The organism is Streptococcus infantis (genome assembly GCF_019929665.1).
Lineage (GTDB): Bacteria > Bacillota > Bacilli > Lactobacillales > Streptococcaceae > Streptococcus > Streptococcus infantis_H.
On record NZ_JAHZPZ010000002.1, the window covers coordinates 367,073 to 392,970 of the forward strand.

Consider the following 25,898-nt stretch of genomic DNA (forward strand, 5'->3'; position numbering starts at 1 on the left):
GTAAAAGTCCAATTTACTTTTATCCGAATCTTTTCCTCTCATTATACCATTTTTTTACTAATTTTCAAAATGAAGATAGGATTTCAACTAGAGAACATTCACCACTGATAACCGAATCGCTTTGCTTTGTTTTCCCTTTGCGAAATCGCTGTCCGCCAAGGGACCTAGGGCCTTACTTCACAAACAGCTACTCGGCAAAAAATCGTAATAAGGAGCTTACTCACAAATAAAAAAAAGATTTAGAAACTCTAAATCTTTTTAATCATCTTTAGTTTGGATAAATGTAAGTAACTTTACCTAAAAATTCATGTGGATTAAAGAAACCACGATAGTTAGCAATTTGTTTTTGACGTCTGTAGTTTGCTTCCAATACCTGGATAGAGTTTTCACTTTGTACATCTGTCACATAAGCAACGTGTCCATATTCGCCACCGTCCCAAACGGCGATTGCGCCGACTACTGGAACATCTCCTACACGATAACCTTGAGCACTAGCATAAATGGCCCAAGTATTAGCATTTCCCCACCAGTTGCTAGCCCAAGGAGCCAATTCTTTTACGCCCCATGTACACTGACCAACAGGATATGAGTTCCCATAGTCTGTCGGAGTATTCACGACAACATCATCATCTGAGGCAGGATTCAAAGTACTAGTTGCCTCAGAAGCCGGAGCACCGTATGAATAAGTAGCCTGAGCTGGACCGCTTACTTCTAGCACATCCCCTGGGTGGATCATATCATAAATGCTTTTTCCATTATTTGCTGCCAACTCATAAGGATCCATGCCATTTGCAGTAGCAATAGCAAAAAATGAATCTCCATCCTGAACTACGTAAGAAGATGCACTAACAGTTTGAGCACCTACTGACGCTAAAATAGCTGTAGATGTTAAACCAAGAGTCAGTTTAGCAACTGTTTTTTTCATAATAAATTTCTCCCTTTATTTTGTTTATCATTTCTTATTTGTTGTTTACAAAGAGAATCATACCTGATTTAGATGACATTTGTTTTAGAGTTATATTTAAGTCATGTTACAAATAGTTATATTTTTAATACATGTATTTTTAACAAACACAAATAATTAAATCAATAAGAGTAGTTAAAAAAACTGAGATAGATTATCTCAGCTTCTTTTCTTCTATTTTTCCATTAAAAAGTCATAGATTTCCTGCACCGTACCTAGTGCCATCATTTCTTGATCTTTAACAGTTTGTTTGAGATTTTGATAAATCTGACTTTCAGCGATGTCCCGCTTGGCAGCATCTTTATTTACTTTCATTACACCATTTTCAATCGTAACAAAACCAAGTTCTTCAAAAATCTGAATCATTTTGACTAGCAAGATCTGTTCTATCTTCAAAAAAGCTGATAAGTCCTTGAGCTTATAACGAATATCAAATTCTGGGAACTGGTAGATTGTCTTATAAAGCTTAGCGAATTGCTCTCTTGTTCCATAACCTGTCAAATAGTATGCTTTAGCGATATCATTTTTAAAGTAAATAGCAGAGAAATCCTGTTCTTGCAACACTTGTTTGAGTAGACTGAGATCCTCGGGAATATTTTTTACAACGATTGCTGGGCTAGAAAGTATTTCTGGCAAAGCACTGGTAAAATCTAGGACAGGTACTCCCTCTGGTATCTCTACACTCTTACTACGGATGTTAAAAAGTTGAACACCGTCCACACGGGCATCTACCATCATCAACTGGAGGGTTGTTTGCCCATTCCATTGGTTAACAGAAAGGGTAACTGCCAATTCCAGTTGTTTTACCTGAGAAAACTCTGTAGCCTTTGATCCTTGACCAAAAGCTACTACCTCAAAACTAGCGGTCCCTTTAGAAATCTTCAATTTTAGATGACTATCTCCCGCTCCCATAGAACGAGCATTTTCAACTTGAAAATCTCGAATATAAAAAACAGGTTTTTGGTTATCCATTCCAAAAGGAGCTAATCGTTCAAAACTTTTAACCGTCTCTAAACTTAGGCTTTCCAAATCTAATTCTTCATCTAGATATAATGTATTCTTGCCCTTGGCATCTATTCCTTTATCTTTTACATAAATTTCTAAAATTTCCGATAAGGCGTCTAGCTGTTCCGCTTCAAGTGTCATACCTGCAGCGCCTGCATGCCCACCAAAGGCGATAAAAAGTTCCCGATGCGGGTCCAAGGCTTCAAAGATATCGACTGCTTCAATACTTCGAGCACTACCCTTGGCACGACCATCTTCAATATTCAGAACAATAACTGTCTGCCCTAATTCTTCCAACAAGCGACCAGCCACAATCCCAAGAACTCCTGGGTTCCAACCTTCCTTGGCCAAAACTTGAACACTTTTGTTAGGGTCTACCAAGCTTTTAGCTTCTTCATAAATAGCCTGAACAATTTCCTTACGTTCTTCATTTTTATCTTGAATCATGAGGGCAATCTCACGCACCTCTTCATCATCAAAGCCAGTTAGTAACTCAATAGCAGGATTAGGATCATCCAAGCGTCCTAGGGCATTCAAGCGAGGCGCCAACTGAAAACCAACCGTCTCTTCTGTAAGGTCACTACTAGAAATCCCTGCAATTTCAAATAGTTCTTGGAGGCCTAGTCTCTGGGTATTGCGTAAAACTTCTAGACCGTATTGAACCATGATTCGATTTTCATCTGTCAAGCTGACCATATCAGCAATTGTCCCAATAGCAACCAAATCAAGCAACTCAATCTGCACTTCCTCCAAGAGGGCACAAGCTAGTTTAAAAGCCACCCCACAACCCGCCAAATGTTTAAAAGGGTAGTCTGCTTCAGGATGCTCCGGATGAACGATTGCATAAGCATCAGGTAAGACCTCCGGTAGAGAATGGTGATCCGTTACAATAACATCCACTCCCATAGATTGAGCCAAGTCAATAGCCTCATGACCTGCAACTCCATTATCTACGGTTACAATCAAGGATATCCCTTGTTGCTCAATGAAGTACTTGTAGACACTGGCATTAGGACCATAACCATCTGTAAAACGATTAGGAAGATAGACTAAACACTCGGCTCCTAATTGTTCTAATGTTTCTTTAAGGATAGAAGCTGATGTCATCCCATCTGCATCGTAGTCTCCATAAACGAGGATAAATTCCCCCTGCTCTATAGCACGACGAATACGATTCACTGCCTTGTCCATATCGTGGAGAAGATAGGGATCATGTAAATCATCTAGACTTGGTGCCAAAAAACGAGACAAACTATCCTCATCCTTAATACCTCGGCTAAATAATAAACGAGCAGGTTCAGGCCCTAGCCCCGCTTTCTTGGCGATTTTTGTAAAATCCGCATCCTCAACTTGAGGTGCAAATTGCCAATTATAAGTCGGAATAATCAAAATTCATCCACTCTTTCTTACGATTCTATCCCTTTATTATAACATGATTTTTAGTTTTTCTCCTCTTTATTTCCTTAACTCTTTCAATCAAAATCCCAAAAAACTCCGGTCTTTATCAAGCTTAAAAAAAAGCTAAACACCAGTCGATAACTCTATCCCTTTCCAACAAGACGTAGCCAACATTTTAAAACATCTTCTCTTTATGCTACACTATTGATATGGAACATCATTTTAATCATCGAGCAGAATCTTTCGATTCTCCCAAAAATCAATTTCTAGCAGACCTTGTAAATGCAGAGATCAAGCAACAAGTCCCTGAACTATCTACCAAATCAATCCTGGATTTTGGAGGAGGAACTGGACTTATCGCTCTTCCTCTAGCCAAACAAGCCAAGTCAGTGACCTTGGTTGACATCGCAGAAAAAATGCTGGAGCAAGCTCGTATCAAGGTTAAAAACCAAAAACTTGAAAATCTACACTTGATTCAACAAGACTTAGTGCTTAAGCCATTAGAGCAAACATTCGATCTCATTATCGTTAGTCGTGTTCTTCATCACATGCCTCATCTTGATTCTAGTCTAGCTATGTTTCAGGAACATTTGACTCCCGGAGGTCAACTATTTATCGCTGATTATACCGTACCAGATGGAGAAAACCATGGTTTTATTATTTCGGAACTTGAGGAGACTCTTAAAAATCATGGCTTCTCAGACATTCAGACCCAAATACTTTATAGTTCCGACCATCTTTTCCTTGATAAACCTTCTCAACTATTTCTCACATCGGCGATAAGATAATCACTTCTTAGAACAAGCGCTGAAATAATGCTACTTCATTTTTTCTTCAGTCATCAAGCTTTTCTGTCTACTTCTTTCCAACTATTTCTATTATAAAAACTCTCCTTAAAAAATAAGGAGAGTTTCTTGTTGCCACAAAACAAGTATCTAGGAAAACGCTTGCATAATTTTTTACCCCGTGTTATACTAATTTTAAAATAAATTTATAGGAGACTATTGATGAAAAACATATTCCCTCAACGCGAGAAAAAAATGGTTTATAGTATCCGTTCTTTGAAAAACGGAACAGGATCAGTCCTTATTGGCGCTAGCTTTATTCTATTTGCTATTGCGGCGCCTCATGTTGCTGCAGATGAGAATTTATCAAACACTAGAGAAAATGTAAGCGCTGTTACTGTTGAACCTGTAGATACAGATTCTATGCCAACTCCAAGTCCTGTTTCTGGCCAAAATAATGAAAACGATTCCCTTAAAACTGAAGAAAAGGCTAAAGAATCTGAAGTAGCTTTAACTACTGAAAGTGCTAAAGCTGAGGGTGCAACAACCAATCCTTCTAGCGACCAAGTAGAAAAGAGAGACGAGCCAGCCACAACTTCAGAGGATAAAAAAACTGAAGTAGCTGCAAGTCCAGTTTCAGATGAAAAAATAAAAGAGGAAGCTAGTTCTGAAACACCAATCGCAGACAACTACTTCCGCATCCATGTAAAAAAACTCCCAGAAAAAGCTAAGGATTCTCAAGGTCTCTGGACTTGGGACGATGTCGAAAAACCATCTGAAAATTGGCCAAATGGAGCCCAGTCCTTCAAAGATGCCAAACAAGACGACTATGGCTATTACCTAGATGTCAAACTCAAAAACGAACAAGCCAAGAAAGTCAGCTTCCTCATCAATAATAGCAAAGGGGATAACCTTACTGGAGACCGTTCGGTAGAGCTTCTTTCTCCAAAGATGAATGAAGCCTGGCTAGATGAAAGCTACAAAGTATACAACTATCAACCTCAACCAGCTGGAACAATCCGCGTCAACTATTTCCGCACCGATGGAAATTACGACAAAAAATCACTCTGGTATTGGGGAGATGTTAAAAACCCAAGTAATGGAGAATGGCCTGACGGTACTGACTTTACCGCAACTGGAAAATATGGTCGTTACATTGATATCCCACTCAATGAAGCTGCAAGAGAATTTGGATTTTTACTATTAGATAAAAGCAAGAAAGGCGATGATGTGAAAATCAGAAAAGAAGACTATAAATTCACAGATTTGAAAAATCACAGTCAAATTTTCCTCAAAGATGATGACGAAACCATCTACACCAACCCCTACTATGTGCACGATATCCGCATGACTGGTGCCCAACACGTGGCTAAATCTCGTATCGAAAGCAGCTTTTCTACCCTAGTTGGAGCTAAGAAAGAAGATATCCTCAAACGTTCAAACATTACGGACCATCAAGGAAACAAGGTGACCATCACTGATGTTGAACTCGATGAAGCTGGTAAAAAAGTAACCTACATTGGTAATTTCTCTGATACTCAAAACCCTTACACAGTTGCCTACGATTCAGACCGCTTTACCACACGTTCAAGCTGGCGCCTCAAAGATGAGACCTACAGTTATGACGGTCCACTCGGTGCTCATCTAAAAAACGATGGTAAACGTGTTGACCTCACTCTTTGGTCTCCAAGTGCCGATAAGGTTTCAGTTGTCGTCTACGACAAGAAGGACCCTGAAAAAGTTGTTGGAACCGTTGCTCTTGAAAAGGGAGAAAAAGGAACCTGGAAACAAACTCTGGATGCAAGCTCTGGTCTCGGCATCAGCAACTACACTGGCTACTACTACCACTACCAAATCGAACGCCAAGGTAAAACTGTCCTCGTTCTTGACCCTTATGCCAAATCATTAGCGGCTTGGAATAGTGATCTAGCAAAAACAGACCCTGCCCATAAAGTAGCTAAAGCTGCCTTTGTGGACCCATCAAAACTAGGTCCGCAAAACTTGACTTATGGTAAGATTCGCAACTTCAAATCGCGTGAAGATGCCGTCATCTATGAAGCTCATGTTCGCGACTTCACTTCAGATCCTGCCATCGCAAAAGATTTGACTAAACCATTTGGTACCTTTGAAGCCTTTATCGAGAAGCTCGATTATCTCAAAGATCTAGGGGTTACTCATATCCAACTCCTCCCAGTCTTGTCTTACTATTATGTTAATGAATTGAAAAACCAAGAACGTTTGTCTGCCTATGCTTCAAGCAACAGTAACTACAACTGGGGTTATGATCCTCAAAACTACTTCTCTTTGACTGGTATGTACTCAAGTAATCCTAAGGACCCAGAAAAACGTATCGCAGAATTTAAAAACCTCGTCAACGAGATTCATAAACGTGGCATGGGTGCTATCTTAGACGTAGTTTACAACCATACTGCCAATGTTGACATTTTTGAGGATATTGAGCCAAACTACTATCACTTCATGGATTCTGATGGTTCGCCACGTACTAGCTTTGGTGGTGGTCGTTTAGGGACAACCCACTACATGTCTAAACGTGTCTTGGTAGACTCTATCAAGTATCTGGTTGACACCTACAAAGTGGATGGTTTCCGTTTCGATATGATGGGAGATCATGATGCGGCTTCAATCGAAGAAGCTTACAAGGCTGCACGCGCCCTCAATCCAAACCTTATCATGTTAGGTGAAGGCTGGAGAACCTACACTGGTGACGAGAACATGCCTACCAAACCTGCTGATCAGGATTGGATGAAACACACAGATACTGTTGCTGTATTTTCAGATGATATCCGCAACAACCTCAAGTCTGGCTATCCAAACGAAGGGCAGCCTGCCTTTATCACAGGTGGAAAACGTGATGTCAATACCATTTTTAAAAATCTCATTGCTCAACCAACCAACTTTGAAGCGGACAACCCAGGAGATGTTATTCAGTATATCGCAGCCCACGATAACTTGACCCTCTTTGACATCATTGCCCAATCTATCAAAAAAGACCCAAGTAAGGCCGAAAACTATGCGGAAATCCATCGTCGTTTGCGACTTGGAAACCTCATGGTCTTAACAGCACAAGGAACACCATTTATCCACTCTGGTCAGGAATACGGACGTACCAAACAATTCTTGGACCCAGCCTACAAAACTCCTGTTTCAGAGGATAAGGTTCCAAACAAGTCCCACTTGTTGCGTGATAAAGACGGCAATCCATTTGTCTATCCATACTTCATCCATGACTCTTATGACTCTAGCGATGCTGTCAACAAGTTTGACTGGACTAAGGCAACAGATAAAAAAGCATATCCTGAAAATGTCAAGAGTCGTGACTACATGAAAGGTTTGATTGCCCTTCGTCAATCTACAGATGCCTTCCGACTCAAGAGTCTACAAGATATCAAGGAGCGTGTCCGCCTCATTACTGTCCCAGGACAAAATGGTGTTGAAAAAGAAGACGTGGTCATCGGCTACCAAATTACTGCTCCAAATGGAGATATCTACGCTGTCTTTGTCAATGCAGACGATAAAGAACGTGAATTCACTCTAGGAAGAGACTTTGCCCACTTGAGAAAGGCCGAAGTCTTGGCTGATGAAAACCAAGCAGGACCAGTAGGAATTGCCAACCCGCAAGGTCTCGAATGGACTGAAAAAGGCTTGCAATTGAACGCTCTCACTGCTGTCGTTCTCCGCTTGTCTCAAGGTGGTGCCATTGTCGCTCCAGCTGTTGAAGAAAAGCCAGAATTTGATCTTTCTAGCTTGAAAGTAGAACAAAATCAGGCCCAAAACCTAGCTGTAAATCCTGAAACTCAAGAAACTGTTGTAGAGGCTCTTTCTCAAAAAGTCCTTCCAAACACAGGAACTGAAAACAAATCACCTCTTGCTCTTGCTGGATTCAGCATTCTGTCCCTTCTTGGACTTGGAAGCTTCCTAAAGAAAAAAGAGGAAAAATAGGGCTATAGACTTCAATAAAACAGCACGTCACAAATAATTAATAAAAAAGCAAGAATTAAAAATTCTTGCTTTTTTACATGAGCGAGTTAAAATAGAGACTTTTATGACCAAAGTATTCCCTTATAGGATAAAAGAAGAGCTAGGAATAATAATCCGTAGAAGAACATACAAAGCCACTTCAATTTCACGCATAGAGCTACAAATTCACGGATAAAGGCTGATACAATCCCTATAACAAGATACATCTTCTTCTCCTTTATCTAATTACATTTCATCATAATTAGCAAAAATAAAAAGAGGAACTAAATTCCTCTTAACTTTAAATCCTTGCTTCTGCATCTGCCACCACTTGAGCAAGACTGGTTTGGCTTAATTCTTCTTCCATGGCTTCTTGAATTTTATCTAACTTTTCATCTAAAACCCCATGGATGTTAGCTCCTACTGGACAGTCAGGATTAGGATTATCATGGAAACTAAAGAGTTGTCCAGTCTTTCCAAGGCATTCCACCGCTTGATAAATATCTAAAAGACTAATATCCTCAAGATTTTTGATAATCTCTGCCCCTCCGGTTCCACGCGCGACGGAAATCAATTCTGCTTTTTTCAGTTGGGACAAAGTTTTTCGGATAATAACAGGATTGACTCCAACACTACTAGCTAGAAAATCACTAGTCACCTTGCTTTCCTTTCCTTTTAGGGCAATGATTACCAACATATGTGTCGCAATGGTAAATCGGCTTGAAATTTGCATGCAGTCCTCCTTTATTATCAACCAAGCTCATTCTTCTCTTATATTTATTATATCTCCTAGAGTTGTAATGTCAAGAGTTACGACTAAGCCAGTCGTCCAATTCAACATCATGTCCTTGACTCTGAGCGATTTCGTGCAACAAGTCCTGATTATGGGTATGGTGAATTCCATTGACTAAGCTTTCATAGTACACCTCATAGTAGGGCAATTTCAAATCTCTAGCCAATTGTAATTCTGACTCAACATCGTAATCAACACGACGAAAATCTATATCCTTCAAACCTTTGTCATCAAAATCTAAAATCATATATTGCGCCCGCAAATCCTCACGTAGACTTGCTGATAAAAAGAAGGGTTGCCCAATTGATCCTGGATTTAAAATGAGTTGTCCCTCGCTCCCATAGCGAAGAAATTGCTGGTGAATATGCCCATAAATGGCAATATCACAGTCAGGATTGGTTACCAAACGGTCAAAATCCTCCTGCTTGCCAAGATGGATCAGTTCTCTTCCCCAATTTTTATCCGGCAAATGATGGCTTATCCCTACCTTCAGATTTCCAAACTGGCGGTGTGTGTGCATAGGAAATGCCTGTAGAGCTTCAATCTCATCTAGACTAATTTCTTCCATAATATACTGGCATTGGCGCAAGAGGTAGCGATGGCTAGGTCTACTTGTATCTAATTTTCGATGAGCAGCTCGCCATAAACTCTCTTCCCAATTTCCCAGAACTCGAATCGTAATCGGCAAGTCCTCTAATCGTCTGAGAATATTTTTTCGTCCTGTCCCAGGCATGAGAATATCTCCCAAAAGCCAATATTCCTCAACTCCTGCCTTTTCCGCATCTGCGAGAACTGCTTCCAATGCTCCTGTGTTGCCATGAATATCTGAAAGTACCGCAATTTTTGTCATATGATCCCCTCTTGCCTTCTCTCCTTTAATTATAACACTCTCAAAACCAAAGTCAAAAGCATCTTGTTTGCTATCATTTTTTACTTTACTTTTTTAGTGAAAAGGATTACAATGAAGGTGATAAGAAATAAGGAGGTTTTTGCTATGACACAACGTTACGAAAACATCATGGTAGCAGTCGACGGTTCAAAAGAAGCTGATTTGGCTTTTGTCAAAGGAGTTCAATCAGCAGTGCGTAACCAGGCTAAATTAACCATTGCCCATGTCATTGATACTCGTGGTATTCAAAGCATTTCAACTTTCGATGCAGAAGTTTACGAAGAGTTACAAGTTGAGGCCCAAGATTTGATGGCAGAATATGAAAAACGTGCAAGAGACGCTGGTCTTACAGATATTCAAGTTGTCATCGAAATGGGAAATCCTAAAACTCTATTAGCCAAAACAATCCCTGAACAAGAACATGTTGATTTGATTTTGGTTGGAGCAACAGGGCTTAACGCCTTCGAACGTTTACTTGTCGGCTCTTCATCTGAATATATCCTTCGCCACACAAGCGTTGACCTTCTCGTCGTCCGAGACAAGGATAAAACTTTATAATTAGACTAAAAAAAGGAGCCAATGCGCTCCTTTTTATTGTTTATTTTTTCTTTCTTTATGACGTTCATAAGCTCTAATCTGACGCTCAAGTTCCTTCTTGATAGCTGGTTCTGGAGCATACTTCTCCTCCCAGCCTTCTGGCTTAAGTATCTTGTGAGTCACAGGATCAAACTGTGCCTTGCCATCTGGGAATATTTTACCCATGTTTGCTTGATGGACAATCTCGAATATCCGCTCTGGATCTACTCCCATCAGTACAAAACTACCATACGTAAAATAGAGAGTATCAATCAAGGCATCGACTTGTCCAACCAAAGTACTTTTAGCCGGTATTTTTTGAGAAACTTTATCTGCTGATACATCAAGTGCCTGGTGCAAATCTTGAACAGCTTGTTGAAATTCCTCTTCAGAATTGCTGGCAGCACGGACAAATTCAACTAACTCTTCAATCTTAAAGCCGGCGCGATAAGTTGCCCCTTGCAAATCCCAAGCTATTGGTTCTTCTTGAGTTCGCTCGTCCATCATATGATGGAAGGTTTTAACCTTGTTAAAATGATAGTCACGACTGACAAAGACTTTTTCAGAAGATAAAACTCCAAAATATTCCAAAGCCTTGTGAATCCCATCGTTTTGGTTGCTGGCAGTAATATGCTTGGCAACTTCTTTTACGCTGCTACTACCATTTCCCATGGCAACAGACATCCCAACACCAGCCAACATTTCCAAATCATTATCCGAGTCTCCAAAAGCCATGACTTGGTTGAGATCAAAACCATACTCTTTCCCTACACGACGGATACCCTCTAACTTAGAATTTCCTTGATTGATAATATCGGCCGCGAATGGATTACTTCTGGTAAATTTCAAATGATTTAATACTTCAGCAGCATGGTTTGTCTCCTCAGGCGTCATCAACATAAGCACCTGATAGATCGGCTGATTAATTAAGTCCAACAAATCATCTTCCTTCTGAGGAAGGGCCTTACTGACCATACGATTAAAGGAATGACTAACAGTACGAGTCAAAAATTTAGGTACAAATCGACTAACTAGCTGTGAAAGAGGGCTGAGTCCAAAGGACATAATCCGAGAACCGACAACGTCTTGTCGCGTTCCCATAGCAATCTCTTTTCGATTTTCCTTGGCATAAGAGATGATTTGTCTGAGGCTTCTCTTATCAATAGGGCTAGCAAAAAGAACACGATCTTTGTTAAAGATATATTGGCCATTGTAGGTCACTGCAAAATCCAGATCCAAATCATCCATCAAATCCTTAACAAAAAAAGGTCCTCGCCCTGTTGCCACCCCAACAAGCACCCCTTGTTCTTTCACAATCTTGATAGCTTCCTTAGTGGACTTCAAAACACTCTTACTGTCATTTACAAGCGTTCCATCAATATCAAAAAATACAGCTTTGACTTCCATTCTATCTCATTCCTTTCTTTTATGATACAATGATTATACCACATTTCAGAAAAAGTGAGTGAATCATGACTAAGAAAATCCTTGTTTTACATACCGGTGGCACTATTTCCATGCAGGCAGATGAATCTGGAGCTGTAAGGACTAGTGCTGATAACCCTATGAATCATATCTCTAATCCTCTCGAAGGTATCGAAGTCCATTCCTTGGATTTTTTAAATTTGCCCAGCCCACACATCAAGCCTAAGCATATGTTAGCCCTCTACCATAAAATTAAACAAGAGGCATCGTCCTATGATGGTGTTGTCATTACACATGGGACAGATACACTAGAAGAAACGGCTTATTTCCTCGATACCATGGAAGTACCTCATATGCCTATCGTCCTGACAGGTGCCATGAGATCTTCCAATGAACTGGGAAGTGATGGTGTCTACAACTATCTTAGCGCCTTACGCGTTGCGAGTGATGACAAGGCTGCAGATAAGGGTGTCTTGGTCGTTATGAACGATGAAATTCACGCCGCCAAATATGTTACAAAAACGCATACTACTAACGTTAGTACCTTTCAAACACCAACTCATGGACCACTCGGGCTCATTATGAAGCAGGAAATTCTCTACTTCAAAACGGCAGAACCTCGTGTTCGTTTTGACCTTGAGAGCATTCAAGGGCTGGTCCCTATTATCCCTGTTTATGCGGGCATGACCGATGAACTTCTCGATTTACTTCCTGTTGACCAACTAGATGGATTGATTATTCAGGCTTTTGGCGCTGGAAATGTACCAAAGGAAACAGCTGAAAAATTAAAGTCTCTCAGTCAAGCAGGACTTCCTATTGCACTAGTCTCACGTTGTTTCAATGGGATTGCAGAACCTGTTTACGCCTACGAAGGCGGTGGTGTTTGTCTTCAGAATGATGGTGTATATTTTGTAAAAGAACTAAACGCTCAAAAAGCACGACTGAAACTTCTTATCGCAATCAATGCTGGGCTTAAGGGTGATGAGCTCCAAGCTTATATGGAAGGATAATAAAAAACCAGGAAATCAGCTAGATTCCTGGTTTTTTTATTACTTTTTGCGAGTTGATTTGCGCTCTGTCAAACCATGAGGTAGGAGGACTTCACGTTCTTCTAATTCCTCTTTATGCATAATTTTAGTCAACATACGCATACTAATCGCACCTAAATCATACAAGGGTTGTGCGATAGTTGTAAGGCTTGGTCGAGTAAAGCGTGCGATTTGAGAATCATCACTCGTAATGATTTCAAAGTCTTCTGGGACTGAAACTCCATGATCAGCCAAGCCGTTCAAGAGACCAGCTGCCAATTCATCACCAGTCACAATCGCTGCTGTTGCTTTTGAAGAAACTAAGCGCTCTGCCAGAGCATAACCATCATCATAGCGATATTTAGACTCAAATACAAGTCCTTCACTATAGTTGACTCCTGCTGCTTTCAAAGCTTCTTTGTAGCCAACCAAGCGAATTTTACCGTTAATATCATCTACCAACGGGCCACTCACAAAGGCAATTTTTTTGTTACGCTTCAACAAATGGCGAACAGCATCCGCAGTAGCATTCTTATAGTCAATATTAACACTTGGAAGCTGGTGTTCTACATCCACTGTTCCCGCAAGAACTACAGGGGTACGTGAACGTGAAAACTCTGAGCGAATTTTCTCTGTTAAGTGATAGCCCATAAAGATAATACCATCAACTTGTTTTGAAAAGAGTGTATTCACTACTGCCACTTCTTTTTCATCATCCTCATCACTATTCGCAAGGACGATGTTATATTTGTACATCTCTGCAATATCATCAATCCCTTTTGCTAGCGCAGCAAAATACGTGTTAGTGATATCTGGAATGACAACCCCAACAGTTGTTGTTCGTTTGCTTGCCAAGCCACGAGCTACTGCATTTGGACGATAGTCTAGGCGATCAATCACCTCTAGAACTTTCTTACGAGTGTTTTCTTTGACATTCTTATTGCCATTGACTACACGACTGACAGTTGCCATTGAAACTCCTGCTTCTCGGGCTACGTCATAAATTGTTACTGTATCATCTGTGTTCATACCGTTTCCTTTCTAATGTTGAAAATTTTGTTTTCATGTTTACACCACTACTAGTTTACCACTAATTGTAAGCATTTTCAAGGATTATTTGAACTTTCTTTGAAAAAATTTCACCGATAATCATATTTTTGTAAATTAGTTTACTTTTCTTGATTTTTAGGCCAGTTTGCAGTATGATAATAAAAAATTAAGTAGGAGGAATGGATGGCTTTTACGGATTCTCATAGACGTTGTGCCAGCTTTGGTGTGGTAACTAATCTCCCAGACGATGTGATTGACTCAATCTGGTACATTATCGATCATTTTTTAAAGCATGTTTTTGAATTAGAAGATGAGTTGGAATTTCAGCTCTTAAACAGTAACGGTTCCATCACCTTCCGTTTTTCAAGTGAGCATCTACCTACAACGATTGACTTCGATTTTAATCATCCCTTTGACCCATTGTACCCACCGAAAGTACTTGTTATGGATATGGACGGTAAGGAAACCATCCTCCTACCTGAAGAAAATGACCTATTTTAAAAACTCTAGCCTTCTGACTAGAGTTTTCTTTTTTTAATAAATAGAACGACTGACCACGATACCACTCGGTTTTTTAAATTCTAAATCAAGATAGTCCTGATAGGTCCCAGGGACGATAAAACCTTGGGGACTAAGGATATCAGTTCCAGCCTCTCCAACAATAGAGTCGGCCAATAGAACACAGTTTGTACTGAGAACAAAGTAGGTTTTAAATTTAGATGATGTGAACTTATAGAGGGATGCATCAGCCTCGTGTTTCAGCTGATAAGAGTAGGTATGTTTGATCTCTCCTTCCCTTCTTTTCAGTAGTTGTGAACTTGGCTCCCAAGGTATCAAGAGGCTTTCTATCTCTCTCAATCGTTCTTCGATGGCCTTTTTCTGTTGTTCAGACAGGCTTAAACCATAGGCGAATAGGGTTTTCTGGCTTTCTATCTTACAAAGTTCAATATATTTTTCACGATTGGCCTTAAATAAAACCCCGTCGCCAATTGTACCAAACAAGCGTTCTGAATGTGGGTCATAAGAGCCGTAGGAAATAACCTGACCTTGATAGCAGATATCTACATGACCCATGGCCAAGAAGAAAGATGATTCTGAAGTATGGATGAAAATTTCTAAATCAACAGATTTTTCATTTTTTCTCTCCAAATGCACTTCATTTTCTTCTACCTGATGACTAGATAACCTTTCATTCCATCGGCGTAAGGTGCTGATGGGAATCAAAGCAGTCATGAATATAGGCAGGGTCATTCTCATTCTACGCTTGAGCTTAGGATTGCTCCTCCCTTTTTCAAAAAAGAAACCATCTCTGAGACTACTTGCCCCTAACATCAGTAAGTAAAAACCAAGTAAGAGTAATTCAAAATTTGTCGCATCATGAAAGGGGGAAATACTATAGAAACCAAATCCCATCATCCATACAGCATCAAATAAGTAATTAATCCTTGGATGAATATGATTTTTCCGGTATAGCAACCAGGTAATCAGACTGATTAGGCCTGTAAAAAGCTGATAACTTCCAATGAGAATAACCAAGAGATAGAGAGCGATGTCCTGCAAGATGACTGAATCAAATAGGATGACTGCAAGAAAGAGCTTGGCTAGAGTTACAAATATATTTTCTCTACGGGACTTTTCTTGAAACCATCGCGTCAATAGTTGCCAAACTGCCGACAAGAAAAAGTAGGCCATCAGGAGTTGGTAACCCAGTATCGGAACTACCTGCCCAAAACAAACTAAGAGAAGGCCTAAGACAATAGCTACAAGACCTTCCCCTATACTTTTCCATTTACTATAAGTTTCAGAAACCTTGGCCATTTTCTTTCTCCAATTGAAGATATAAGTGACGAATCGGTTGTCCTAAGACTGGATGGATAAAATGAGGCGCTATTTCTTGAAGTGACTCTAGGACAAAGAGTCGCTCAGCAAGATAAGGATGCGGCAAGATGAGGTCATCTGTATAAATAACTTGATCCTCCATAAAAAGCAAGTCCAAATCAATCAAACGAGGTCCCCAATGCACTTCTCTAACCCGACCCATTTCTGCCTCAATGCTTAACAAGGTATCTAACAATATTGGAGCCGGCAGCCAAGTTTCTACTTCAACCACCTGATTGGCGAAACTTTCTTGTTCTACACCACCCCATGGCTCAGTTGTAATCACACTAGATTCTTTGAGAATACGAATCCCTCGAGTACGCATCTTGTCAAGAGCTAGTTCGAGATTAGCCGTCTTATCCCCCATATTGCTACCTAGAGCAATAAAGGCTCTTTGTTTGCGGCGATGGATGGTTACTGAACAGGTGTCCAGTGGTAGATGAATAGGCGCCCATGGTTTTTTGAGTTCCAGTTTAATTTCTTGAACTTTTGGATAGGTTTCAAAAGTGCGCTCTACTAGTTTGTAGGCAACTGTTTCAACCAAGTCTTCAGTGGTTTCCTGAAACCAAGTCGTCCATTGCTGACAGAGCTCGCCATAATGGACAGAAGCTTCTAAATCTAGGTCCGTAGCAGCCTTGGTCATATCATAGGATAAGCTTGCATCAATGATAAATTTTTGGCCCAGTTCCTTCTCACTCGGGAAAAGACCATGATAGGCAAAAATTTCCAAATCCTTAATGCGCAATTGATCCATAACTAGTCCTTTCTAGAAAAATCGTTTGAATCGATTTTTATAATCCCATAAGACGGTATGCTTGATCTCGAAGATCTTTATCCGTTTCAAACACTCCACGAGCTACTGTTGTCAAGGTTGCAGTTCCTGGTTTTCGAACACCACGCATGCTCATACACATATGCTCTGCTTCAATAACAACGAAAGCACCTTTGGCACCTAGATAGTCCATCAAAGCATCTGCCACTTCGATATTCAAGCGTTCTTGAATCTGTGGCTTTTTAGAGTAGACTTCCACCGTACGAGCTAACTTTGATAAGCCTGCTACACGGCCATCTGGAATGTAGGCAATATGAGCTCGACCATAAAATGGTAAAAAGTGGTGTTCACACATGGTATGGAAAAAGATATCCTTTTCCACTACCATATTGTCATCAATAATTTCAAAGGATTTTGACAAATGCTCCTCCGCAGTTTGACCAAGTCCTGAAAAAATCTCCTGGTACATGCGAGCTACACGTGCAGGAGTTTCCTGCAAGCCTTCGCGGTTAACATCTTCACCGACCGCTTCGATAATCATTTTTACAGCCGTCTCAATTTTTTGTGTATCCATTTTCTAGTTTTTCCTCTCCATTAGATAGGCTCTCACCTGGCTCAAGAAATACAAGGAGCCCGTTACTATCCTAACTGTTTTTTTCTCTTCATTTTCTGTCATTTTTTGGTCTAGAAATTCCTGCCAACTTTGATAGTTGAGATTTCTAGAATAAGCTACTTTTTTTAGTACTTTTTCGTCTGTCGCTCGACCATCATCAAAGTGAGTCAATGTCAGCTCAGTATCTGGCAAAGTTCCTAACAAGTCTAACATATCCTCCAAGGCCTTGGTTTTGATACATGTAAAAAGTATTTCCTTGTGATAATCAGCAAATCGTTCTTGCAAGGTTGCTACTAAAGCCTTTATGGCATGAGGATTGTGGGCCCCATCCAAGATCATTAAGGGTTCTCTACAAACAACTTCAAAGCGTCCTGGCCAACTTGTTTCTTCTAAGGCTTGAGCCACTATGTTATTACTAGCTAATTCTCGACCATCTTCTTTACAAAAAGTATCAAGTAAAGCTATGGCCATCCCAGCATTCTCTATCTGGTGCAAACCCAGCAATCCTGTCTGAAAGCGACCTTGTCTAAGCGGGCTTGAATAATCAAAGATTTCACCCGTCTCCACACTCTCATGATGGCTAACTTGATAATCTTCCCCATAAACAAGCCTAGGAGCCTCTTTCGCTTTCGCGATTTGGTTGATAACTGCTAAGCCTTCTGGGACAATATTCCCCGTTACCAGGGGAACTCCTTGTTTGATAATTCCAGCTTTCTGCTCCGCGATAGCTTCCAAGCTATCCCCTAGTAAAGCTACGTGATCCAGGCCAATGGTCGTAATACCTGTTAAGATAGGCTGACAAACATTGGTACTATCCAAAAGTCCACCCATACCTACTTCCATAATGGCCACATCGACTTGCTCAGAAGCAAAATAGTCATAGGCTATAGCAGTGATAATCTCAAACTCTGTCGTCCCCTGCAAATCATGAGCATGCTCCCCTTCAAGTAGTGAGCGATAGTCTACCATCAAGGCCTCTAATCTTGCTTCTGGGATAGATTCCTCATTAATGGCAATCTGATCGGTATAATGAATCAGATAGGGTGAGCTAAAGACTCCAACTCTTAGCCCCATCTTTCCCAATATATTCTTCAAAAAGGCTATAGTAGACCCCTTACCATTGGTTCCTCCGATATGGATAACCTTGAGTTTCAGATGGGGATTGCCACGTAGGGCTAATAGCTCCACCATCCTCTCCAAACCAAAATGCGGTTGGTCTGTCCGATAGTTAGCTATCCACTGATTCGTTTCGTTTTTATTCATCTTATTTATATTGTTTCAAGTTTAAATTTTCCGCATCATCTGCCAGACGAATAGCAGACGCGATCTCGACTGCCATCTTGTGGCTGGCTACATCGTGTACACGCACCACTTCTACACCCTGTCTAGCAGCGATACTGGTCACATGAGCTGAAGCAGTATCACGATTGCGGAAGCCTGCTTCAGTTTCTGGGTTTACTTCAAAACCATTTTCTTCCAGAATATTGATGACAAAGCGCTTGCGAGAGACTCCTAAAAAGATAGGATAGCCCATCTCGTGTAATTTATCAAGGTCACGTAGAAGTATGAGATTTTCCTTTTTGGTCAAGCCAAAGCCAATCCCAGAATCTAGCATGATCTTTTCTTTCGAAATTCCTGCTTTTTCCGCTCTTACTAGAGCACGGTCAAAGAAAGCTGTCATCAATTCTTCTACTGGTAGTTGTTCAAAGTCTGCTAACTCTTCCTTTGTAAAAGGCTCTCTAAAGCCAAAATGAGGGAAGATAAGTGAACTAGGGTGCTGAGGGCGTGCCATGACTGGATTAAACATGATGACTACCTGAGCTCCAGCTTTGGCAACAACTTCCGCCATCTTCTCATCCCCCATAAGACCTGTAATGTCATTGACTATATGGGCCCCAGCCTTTAGAGCTGCTTCTGCAACTTGACTTTTCCAAGTGTCTACCGAAATCAAAACATCACTTTCTTGACGGATAGCCTCAATGACTGGGACGACACGTTGGATTTCCTCTTCAATCTCAACATAGCTACTTCCAGGTCGAGTAGACTCTCCACCGATATCTAAAATAGTGGCACCTTCAGCAATCAATTTTCGAGCCTGCTTCAAAGCTTCCTCAACAGCAAAAAACTGGCCCCCATCAGAAAAAGAATCTGGGGTGACATTGATAATACCGCAAATAGCTGTTTTTGTATGATTGTCTCTTTTTTCCACGATTATCACTCAAATTTCATTTAGATTGGTATTCCTCTATTTTACTGTTTTTTTTTGATTCTGTCCAATTATCCCTCGCTACTCTCAAACTTTAAAAGAGCGCAAAAAAAGAGAGTGGGACAGAAATCGGTAATTCGTTAGAATTCGATTTCGTCGTCCCACCTCCGCACAGTTGAGTAGGGCTGTAAAAGCTGATAAAATCAGCGTAGTAGAGGCCACTCAACCACTGCGTCTTGCTCGAAACTCCAAAGACAATTGAGAGGCTAGGACTTTTGTCCCAGCCTCCTTTTTTATATTCTTATTTTTCAGTCAAAGCTGCAAGTCCTGGAAGAACTTTACCTTCAAGAAGTTCCATTGAAGCTCCACCACCAGTAGAAATCCATGAGAACTTGTCTGCACGACCAAGGTTGATAGCTGCGGCAGCTGAATCACCACCACCGATGATTGATTTAACGCCTGGTTGTTTCACGATAGCGTCCATCACACCGATTGTACCAGCTTGGAAGTCAGGGTTTTCAAATACACCCATTGGTCCGTTCCATACAACTGTTTTAGCACCAGTCAAAGCTTCGTCAAATTTAGCGATAGATTTAGGACCGATATCCAAACCAAGGAATCCTGGGTCTACTGCTTCACCTTCAGTGTCTTTCACTTCAGTGTAGTCAGCAAATGCGTTTGCTTCTTTTGAGTCAACTGGCAAGATCAATTTGCCGTTTGCTTTTTCAAGAAGAGCTTTAGCGACATCCAATTTGTCTTCTTCTACAAGTGAGTTACCGATTTCGATCCCTTGTGCTTTGTAGAATGTGTAAGTCATCCCACCACCGATAAGAACTTTATCAGCTTTTTCAAGCAAGTTTTCGATAACACCGATCTTGTCTGAAACTTTTGAACCACCAAGGATAGCTACGAATGGACGTTCTGGAGCTTCAACTGCTTCTTGAATGTAGGCAATTTCGTTTTCAAGAAGGAATCCAGCAACTGCTTTTTCAACGTTTGCTGAGATACCAACGTTAGATGCGTGTGCACGGTGAGCTGTACCGAATGCATCGTTTACGAAGATACCATCTCCAAGTGATGCCCAGTATTTACCAAGTTCAGGATCGTTTTTAGATTCTTTCTTACCGTCAACATCTTCAAAACGAGTGTTTTCTACCAAGAGAACTTGTCCATCCTCAAGAGCGTTAATCGCTGCTTCCAATTCAGCACCACGAGTAACACCTGGAAGGAATGTAACTTCTTGACCCAATTTAGCAGCCAAGTCAGCAGCTACAGGAGCAAGTGATTTACCTTCTTTGTCTGCTTCTTCTTTAACACGTCCAAGGTGAGAGAAGAGGATTGCACGTCCACCTTGTTCAAGGATGTACTTGATAGTTGGAAGAGCTGCAGTGATACGGTTATCGTTAGTGATCACACCATCTTTTACAGGTACGTTGAAGTCAACACGAACGAGAACTTTTTTCCCTTTCAAGTCAACGTCTTTAACAGTCAATTTTGCCATTAGATATGACTCCTTCTTTTTTTTTACGTGTTAATTATATCACAAAATCAATAAAAGAGATAGCAAAACCTTAAACTTTTCCCCAACCATTTCACAAGATTAAATAAGGATAACCTTTGAAGCTATGACAGTATACACCACAATTTTTTCCTCATCTACTATGCAAAAAAGATTTGACTCTTAAAAGTCAAATCTTTTTTATTGTATGAAGTCAATTTTAGATCAAAATTCTAGCTTAATCTTCTTTTTTCTTTTGCGCTAGAAGTCCAAAGCCACCTAGGACTCCAACCAATCCAAGGGCAAGGAGATTTGCATCTGCTCCTTCACCTGTACTTGGGAGTTGTTTTCCTTCAGGTTTTTCAGCTTGTGCTTCTGCTTTTGCTGGTTCCTGCTTAGCTGCTTGTGCTACTGGAGCAGGTGCAAGAGGTTTGTCATCTTGGACATCCACTTTTGGCCCAATCTCAACAATCTCAGTTACAGTTTCTTTGATAAGCTCTGTTCCCTTAAGACTGCGGTTGCCTTCAGTGTCAACTTCTACAAGATTTCGACGAAGTCCTTCAACTCCTGCTTGAACCAAGCGACGCTCTCCTGCATGAAGGCTAGGATTTACTCGTTCTTCATGGTCGTATGCAACTTTTTCTTCTTCAATCACCAATGTTGGATTGCTGATAGTCAAATCTTTGACTCCGTCTAGCGGTTGAACACGGCTTTCTACCTTGGTACCAACTTCAGTAATCTCAGCCACTGCTTCCTTGACTACTTCTGTTTCAAGAAGAGTGCGGTTGCCTTTGGCATCAACTTCAATCAGACGACGAGTCTGACCTTCTACACCTGCCTGAACGATTCTACGTTCACCCACCAAGAGGTCGCCTGACGGACGTTCTTGGCGTTCGAAGGCTTGAGTTTCTGTTTCAACCACTAGCTCAGGTAGAGCTTCAACTGTTGGAGCAGTTTCACCTTCTTCTAAGCTACCCACATGGTGGCTTTCTTCTGCAGGAGCTAGTTTCTTGCTCAGCTTTTCTTTCATGTCCGCAAAGGCTTCTGGACTTGGATTTGTTGAGCCAATAAGAGTTTCTGCTTGAGCGATGATTGGATCGTCTGCATTTTTCTCACGAACTTTTCCTAGAAGAGTTTCAAGCTCTTCCTTAGCTGTTTGATAAAGCTGTACACCATCCAAGTCTGCACCAGCTTGTTTCAAGTCATTCAAGGCTTGGTTGACTGTTTCTTGACTAGCATTATGGTTTTCTAAGATGGCTTTTGCTGCAGCAAGCTTCTCAACTAGAGCTGCTTGTTTTGCTGCATCCGCAAATGTATAAGCTAATGTTTCTTTGCGTCCTTGAGCAGATGTGATTTCTTGTTTCAGATATTCGTCGTTAATGGCTACCTTAGGTGATACTAGAACATCAAATTCGACAGTTTGTCCTTGATAGTGCAACTCAAGTTTTTGACGGCCTGTCTTTTGAGGATTATAGCCTGTAATTTCGACTCCTTGGTCTGTAAAGCTATGTTCTGTCTCAGTTTCATCGTCATACAAGACCTTGAAGCGTCCTTCTGATAAATCAAGAGCATCGCCTACAAAGTAATCAATCTTCGGTTGTTTACTAATATACAGGGCTGCGACTTCTTTTGGACCAGCTTCTTCACCAGTCACTTGAACCTTGACGCTTCCTGCAACTGGAAGACCAAGATAGGTTACTGTTAACTCTTGTTCACCATGATGGTGAGCATCATAGCCGTTAACAACTACACCTGCATGACTGAGGTTGATGACTTCATCTGCTTCTTCTCCCTCATATTTGACACGGAGAAGACCACCTTTGAGATTCAATTCCTCGCCATCTTGGTAAGTCGTCTTTTTAGGTGTTGCTTCTAGACTGATAGCCTTAATCTTTCTCTCATCCTGAGGAATCGTCACAGCAAGAGTATTACTGATTTCTTTCCCTGGCAATTGTGTACGATAGTAAAGAAGGCTTGGACGTTTTTCAAAACTCAATGGTTCTGTTGCTAAATCCCCTCCAACTACTGTGTTTAAAGTAGCGATTGGAGTTTGTGAATCTGCCTTGTCATAGACTGTAATGGTTGCTCCAGCAGGAACTTCTGAGAAGCCGAGCTGAACCTTATTGTCTGTCAGAACACGCGCTGCAACTTTAGCCATTGGAATGTTTTGGCTCTCCGTATCAAGAGTTTCATACATCTTCCAGTTGTAGATACGAATGGCTTTCCATGGTGTTCCATTGTCAGATGTAATAACGTGCAAACGCCAGTCTTGCGCTGTAATTGGGCTATCAAGGGTAATATCTGAAACATGGGCTCTATTGCCACGAACAGCCTTGGCTAGTTTCCATTCTCCAGCTTCATCCTTATAGTAGAGGTCAAAATCCTTAGTATTCATCAAACCATCGTTGACAGATTCTCCACCCGCACCAGCATGGTCCATGACCCATCTAACGACACGGCGTGGTTGTGTCAAACGGATATCAACGCTACCACTCAACTGAGCAGAAGACCATTTATCAGATAAGCTAGTGATAGTTCCATTCAACATACCTTCGATACCTTCGCCGCCTTCTGTGTCTGGGAAGGTACTTCCGATAACAGTCGCTCCTGGAACGATATTTTCTGCTAATGGTCTTGGAAGACTTGTGTCTTGGACAGTCATTCCCCACTCAAAGTTTGTAGTTGCTGCTTCAGAACGAAGACCGTTCTTCCCAACTGCGACAACCTTCAACTCCTGACTAGTACCAGTTGCACTAGCTGAACGGCTAACTTTTGGTAGGTAGATCGTAGTTGCAGATGAGCCTGTTAATAGGCGCCAAGCATCGCCATCCTTCTCATAAACTTCATAGAAATCAGCATCTTTATTTCCAGTAAATTGGACAATGGCTTCTGCTTCTTGGGCATTTTTAAGGGATTGTTTAGCTACTTTAAGAGCTGTTGGTGCTTGAGGAGCCTCTTGATTATCTGTTACAGTCAACTCACCCAAGTTAAATTGATAGCCCTTAAGGGCAGCAGTATTTTCAAAAGTGAGCTTGATACCGTAAATAGTCTGACCTGCCAAGGCACTCAAATCAAATTCATCTTTTGTCCAATCGTCAGATAGGGTCAGTTCTTTACGAGCATGCTCTCCACCATAAGTATAGTTTTTCTGAGTCGCAAACTCTACATAGACCTTGCTTCCCTTACCACCTTTATGAGCAACACGAAGTTTTGTTTTATCTGTTACTTCCAGTTTTGTAGAGTAGAGACGAACATCTTGGTTGGTATTTTCAGCTAAATCACCCGCAAATTTGAGTGAGTTACCACCATTGTAGGCATCTTCAAAGTCATAGTCAGCTTGAAGTTTAGCACCTGATGAAGTTTGCCACCAGCGCCATGTAGGCAAGATACCTGATACAGAACGATAGTTCCATTCAGAATCCTTAGAAACTTTGCCGTCTACAAACCATTTTTTACCATGTCCTGTGTTAAAGGATGTTGTAAAGGTACGGCCTACTGCTGGTGTACGGTCAGCTACAAGGTTGGCAATTCCGTACCAGTCCTTGTCCTCTGGTTTTTGACCAGTTGGATCTCCTTGATAACCTGTAAAGAAGATATTTTCATTCTTATGGTAGTCTTCGCCTGTCTTACCAAGACTAGTAATAGTATCAGGTGCAAAGAGTCCAAGCGACAAGCGGAGCTTGCCATTTTCATCTAGAAGGGCATCCCATTTCACTTTTGTCTTGTAGGAACCACCTTGTTGCAATTCCAAACCTGCAAAAACATCATACTGACTACGTCCAAGCCATTTTGCCATAGTTACAGAGTAGTCATTTTTCTCTTTGGTCCAGTTAAAGTTGGCAAAGAAGTGATCCGCAGGGACTTTGTCTCCCTCTTTTTCCATGAATTGGTAATTGTATTCACCCAAACCATCTTCATGATAGCGACCATATTCATAGGTCATGGCATCATACCAAGAATATTTCACTGGATGATTGACTTGAGCCGAATATTCCTTGGTATAGAGCATGAAGTCACGCATTTTCTTACCAAGAGGCGTTACGATATCTCCTGTTGTTTCTTGGTTGATAAAATATCCATCAAATCCATAGTATTTAGCCAAATCAACCAACTTACGAGCGATAGGGAAAGTTCCGTCTTCGTCTTGTTTAAGGGCTTCGGCAAATTTTTCTTGGTCTGCAATACTATTAGACCAGTTGAAGAAGAGTGTACCCAATACAGGGACCCCATTACGGTGACCAGCATCAATCACGTCCGGAGTTGGAACGAGCCCTTCCCAGAAGACCATTGAATTCAAATATTGCCAGTAGTCAAAAGCATAGGCTTTAAACTCTTCACCACCTACAGAAGCATGGTCTTTAGCCTTAGAGTTGGTATTGGCAAGAGCTTCAACCTTGGCATCCTTATTGGCTTTTTCGTTGACTACATGCCCACGGTAACGTTTAGCCAATTCAACTGAAGAACGATTAATAGCGTCGTCTTCACGGGCACCCGGTTCCCATTTCAACAAATCTTCCCAAGTGTCAAACTTAATTTCTTTTGGTCGAAGACTTTTTTCTTCTTTCTTAGGAACATCTGAAACAGTTGCTTTCTCTTCAGCCTTATTTTCTGTAGCCACAGGTGCTTCTTCAACCTTATTTTCTGTAGCTACAGGTGTTTCTTCAGCCTTAGGCGCTTCAGCAACCGGACTAGCTACTTCCTTATCAGCTGCAGTCAATTGGTCCAAGGTTGGTTTTTCTTCTGAAATAGGTTGTTCACTAACCTTGTTTTCTGTCTCTTCCAACTGCTTTAATACCTCAGGTGAAGCTGTAGTTGGTTGCTCTGATGTGGCAGGCGATGCTTGCTCTGTAGCCACAGCAGTAGTCTTTGTTTCATTCGCCGGGATTGCAACTTCTTCTGCTAGAGCTTGGTTGGCAAATAAAACCGAACCAATCATCAAAGAGCAGGCACCCACTGATAATTTTCGAATACTATAGCGGCAACGTTTTTCAAAAAATGGATTCTTCATTTTTTCCCCTTTCACTTCCAAAAAGTAAGCGC

The 25,898-nt window shown here is 41.0% G+C and carries 19 protein-coding genes; 5 read left to right on the forward strand and 14 right to left on the reverse strand.

Annotation, left to right across the window (positions count from 1 at the left end; translation table 11 throughout):
- Positions 1–268: 268 nt before the first annotated feature.
- Positions 269–925 (reverse strand): COG3942 and LysM peptidoglycan-binding domain-containing protein, encoded by a 657-nt coding sequence (locus K1I61_RS05155; RefSeq protein ID WP_223333718.1) that lies wholly within the window; start codon positions 923–925, stop codon positions 269–271.
- 213 nt (positions 926–1,138) lie between these two features.
- Entirely contained in the window at positions 1,139–3,358 is a 2,220-nt protein-coding gene (gene recJ / locus K1I61_RS05160; protein WP_223333720.1) for a single-stranded-DNA-specific exonuclease RecJ, read from the reverse strand.
- Positions 3,359–3,576: 218 nt separating this feature from the next.
- Here recJ and K1I61_RS05165 point away from each other — a divergent pair, with 218 nt between their 5' ends.
- Both K1I61_RS05165 and K1I61_RS05170 read left to right on the forward strand, forming a co-directional pair.
- On the forward strand, positions 3,577–4,155 hold the full coding sequence (locus K1I61_RS05165) for a class I SAM-dependent DNA methyltransferase (protein WP_223333722.1): 579 nt from the start codon (positions 3,577–3,579) through the stop codon (positions 4,153–4,155).
- Positions 4,156–4,374: 219 nt separating this feature from the next.
- Positions 4,375–8,112: a pullulanase gene (locus K1I61_RS05170; protein WP_223333724.1), complete on the forward strand. Its 3,738-nt coding sequence runs from the start codon at positions 4,375–4,377 to the stop codon at positions 8,110–8,112.
- A gap of 101 nt (positions 8,113–8,213) precedes the next feature.
- Here the strand turns inward: K1I61_RS05170 and K1I61_RS05175 are convergent, their stop codons facing one another.
- The 3 genes from K1I61_RS05175 to K1I61_RS05185 form a co-directional block, all read right to left on the reverse strand.
- On the reverse strand, positions 8,214–8,357 hold the full coding sequence (locus tag K1I61_RS05175) for a hypothetical protein (protein ID WP_223333853.1): 144 nt from the start codon (positions 8,355–8,357) through the stop codon (positions 8,214–8,216).
- Between the two features lie 74 nt (positions 8,358–8,431).
- Positions 8,432–8,863 carry an Rrf2 family transcriptional regulator gene (locus tag K1I61_RS05180; protein WP_223333726.1) on the reverse strand — a complete coding sequence of 144 codons (432 nt, stop codon included), beginning with the start codon at positions 8,861–8,863 and terminating at the stop codon, positions 8,432–8,434.
- 70 nt (positions 8,864–8,933) lie between these two features.
- Positions 8,934–9,773 carry a metallophosphoesterase family protein gene (locus tag K1I61_RS05185; RefSeq protein ID WP_223333728.1) on the reverse strand — a complete coding sequence of 280 codons (840 nt, stop codon included), beginning with the start codon at positions 9,771–9,773 and terminating at the stop codon, positions 8,934–8,936.
- A gap of 144 nt (positions 9,774–9,917) precedes the next feature.
- On the opposite strand from K1I61_RS05185, the gene K1I61_RS05190 reads away from it, so the two are divergent.
- Positions 9,918–10,370, forward strand: a complete 453-nt coding sequence (locus tag K1I61_RS05190; RefSeq protein ID WP_223333731.1) for a universal stress protein — start codon at positions 9,918–9,920, stop codon at positions 10,368–10,370.
- Between the two features lie 33 nt (positions 10,371–10,403).
- Here K1I61_RS05190 and K1I61_RS05195 read toward each other — a convergent pair whose 3' ends face one another.
- Complete coding sequence (locus K1I61_RS05195; RefSeq protein WP_223333733.1) at positions 10,404–11,795, reverse strand: Cof-type HAD-IIB family hydrolase; 1,392 nt, start codon at positions 11,793–11,795, stop codon at positions 10,404–10,406.
- Between the two features lie 65 nt (positions 11,796–11,860).
- Between K1I61_RS05195 and K1I61_RS05200 the strand changes: the two genes are divergently transcribed.
- The gene (locus tag K1I61_RS05200) at positions 11,861–12,823 is read left to right on the forward strand and encodes an asparaginase (protein WP_223335808.1); all 963 of its coding nucleotides are present in this window, start codon (positions 11,861–11,863) and stop codon (positions 12,821–12,823) included.
- Positions 12,824–12,862: 39 nt separating this feature from the next.
- Here K1I61_RS05200 and ccpA read toward each other — a convergent pair whose 3' ends face one another.
- Entirely contained in the window at positions 12,863–13,870 is a 1,008-nt protein-coding gene (gene ccpA / locus K1I61_RS05205; protein WP_004251755.1) for a catabolite control protein A, read from the reverse strand.
- Between the two features lie 204 nt (positions 13,871–14,074).
- Here ccpA and K1I61_RS05210 point away from each other — a divergent pair, with 204 nt between their 5' ends.
- Positions 14,075–14,392 (forward strand): DUF960 domain-containing protein, encoded by a 318-nt coding sequence (locus tag K1I61_RS05210; protein WP_004251754.1) that lies wholly within the window; start codon positions 14,075–14,077, stop codon positions 14,390–14,392.
- 33 nt (positions 14,393–14,425) lie between these two features.
- Here K1I61_RS05210 and K1I61_RS05215 read toward each other — a convergent pair whose 3' ends face one another.
- The 7 genes from K1I61_RS05215 to K1I61_RS05245 all read right to left on the reverse strand — a co-directional run bounded on the left by K1I61_RS05215 (position 14,426) and on the right by K1I61_RS05245 (position 25,866).
- Positions 14,426–15,709, reverse strand: coding sequence for a DUF308 domain-containing protein (locus K1I61_RS05215; protein ID WP_223333738.1), 1,284 nt, complete (start codon positions 15,707–15,709; stop codon positions 14,426–14,428).
- A complete protein-coding gene (folB, locus tag K1I61_RS05220) occupies positions 15,693–16,523 on the reverse strand; it encodes a dihydroneopterin aldolase (RefSeq protein WP_223333740.1) in 831 nt (276 codons plus the stop codon). Before folB ends, K1I61_RS05215 begins: the two co-directional genes overlap by 17 nt.
- 37 nt (positions 16,524–16,560) lie before the next feature.
- A complete protein-coding gene (folE, locus tag K1I61_RS05225) occupies positions 16,561–17,115 on the reverse strand; it encodes a GTP cyclohydrolase I FolE (protein WP_004251744.1) in 555 nt (184 codons plus the stop codon).
- Between the two features lie 3 nt (positions 17,116–17,118).
- Positions 17,119–18,417: a bifunctional folylpolyglutamate synthase/dihydrofolate synthase gene (locus tag K1I61_RS05230; RefSeq protein WP_025170543.1), complete on the reverse strand. Its 1,299-nt coding sequence runs from the start codon at positions 18,415–18,417 to the stop codon at positions 17,119–17,121.
- Position 18,418: 1 nt separating this feature from the next.
- A complete protein-coding gene (folP, locus tag K1I61_RS05235; RefSeq protein WP_223333742.1) occupies positions 18,419–19,363 on the reverse strand; it encodes a dihydropteroate synthase in 945 nt (314 codons plus the stop codon).
- Between the two features lie 298 nt (positions 19,364–19,661).
- On the reverse strand, positions 19,662–20,861 hold the full coding sequence (locus K1I61_RS05240; protein WP_006147868.1) for a phosphoglycerate kinase: 1,200 nt from the start codon (positions 20,859–20,861) through the stop codon (positions 19,662–19,664).
- 235 nt (positions 20,862–21,096) lie between these two features.
- Positions 21,097–25,866: an endo-beta-N-acetylglucosaminidase gene (locus K1I61_RS05245; RefSeq protein ID WP_223335809.1), complete on the reverse strand. Its 4,770-nt coding sequence runs from the start codon at positions 25,864–25,866 to the stop codon at positions 21,097–21,099.
- Between the last annotated feature and the right edge of the window lie 32 nt (positions 25,867–25,898).

Coding starts and splice junctions, on each gene's coding strand:
- K1I61_RS05155 (WP_223333718.1), bottom strand. CDS start 925: ATGAAAAAAACAGTTGCTAAACTGACTCTTGGTTTAACATCTACAGCT.
- K1I61_RS05200 (WP_223335808.1), top strand. CDS start 11,861: ATGACTAAGAAAATCCTTGTTTTACATACCGGTGGCACTATTTCCATG.
- K1I61_RS05165 (WP_223333722.1), top strand. CDS start 3,577: ATGGAACATCATTTTAATCATCGAGCAGAATCTTTCGATTCTCCCAAA.
- K1I61_RS05175 (WP_223333853.1), bottom strand. CDS start 8,357: ATGTATCTTGTTATAGGGATTGTATCAGCCTTTATCCGTGAATTTGTA.
- K1I61_RS05180 (WP_223333726.1), bottom strand. CDS start 8,863: ATGCAAATTTCAAGCCGATTTACCATTGCGACACATATGTTGGTAATC.
- K1I61_RS05215 (WP_223333738.1), bottom strand. CDS start 15,709: ATGGCCAAGGTTTCTGAAACTTATAGTAAATGGAAAAGTATAGGGGAA.
- folE (WP_004251744.1), bottom strand. CDS start 17,115: ATGGATACACAAAAAATTGAGACGGCTGTAAAAATGATTATCGAAGCG.
- folB (WP_223333740.1), bottom strand. CDS start 16,523: ATGGATCAATTGCGCATTAAGGATTTGGAAATTTTTGCCTATCATGGT.
- K1I61_RS05195 (WP_223333733.1), bottom strand. CDS start 11,795: ATGGAAGTCAAAGCTGTATTTTTTGATATTGATGGAACGCTTGTAAAT.
- K1I61_RS05185 (WP_223333728.1), bottom strand. CDS start 9,773: ATGACAAAAATTGCGGTACTTTCAGATATTCATGGCAACACAGGAGCA.
- K1I61_RS05245 (WP_223335809.1), bottom strand. CDS start 25,866: ATGAAGAATCCATTTTTTGAAAAACGTTGCCGCTATAGTATTCGAAAA.
- K1I61_RS05240 (WP_006147868.1), bottom strand. CDS start 20,861: ATGGCAAAATTGACTGTTAAAGACGTTGACTTGAAAGGGAAAAAAGTT.
- ccpA (WP_004251755.1), bottom strand. CDS start 13,870: ATGAACACAGATGATACAGTAACAATTTATGACGTAGCCCGAGAAGCA.
- K1I61_RS05210 (WP_004251754.1), top strand. CDS start 14,075: ATGGCTTTTACGGATTCTCATAGACGTTGTGCCAGCTTTGGTGTGGTA.
- K1I61_RS05170 (WP_223333724.1), top strand. CDS start 4,375: ATGAAAAACATATTCCCTCAACGCGAGAAAAAAATGGTTTATAGTATC.
- K1I61_RS05230 (WP_025170543.1), bottom strand. CDS start 18,417: ATGAATAAAAACGAAACGAATCAGTGGATAGCTAACTATCGGACAGAC.
- K1I61_RS05190 (WP_223333731.1), top strand. CDS start 9,918: ATGACACAACGTTACGAAAACATCATGGTAGCAGTCGACGGTTCAAAA.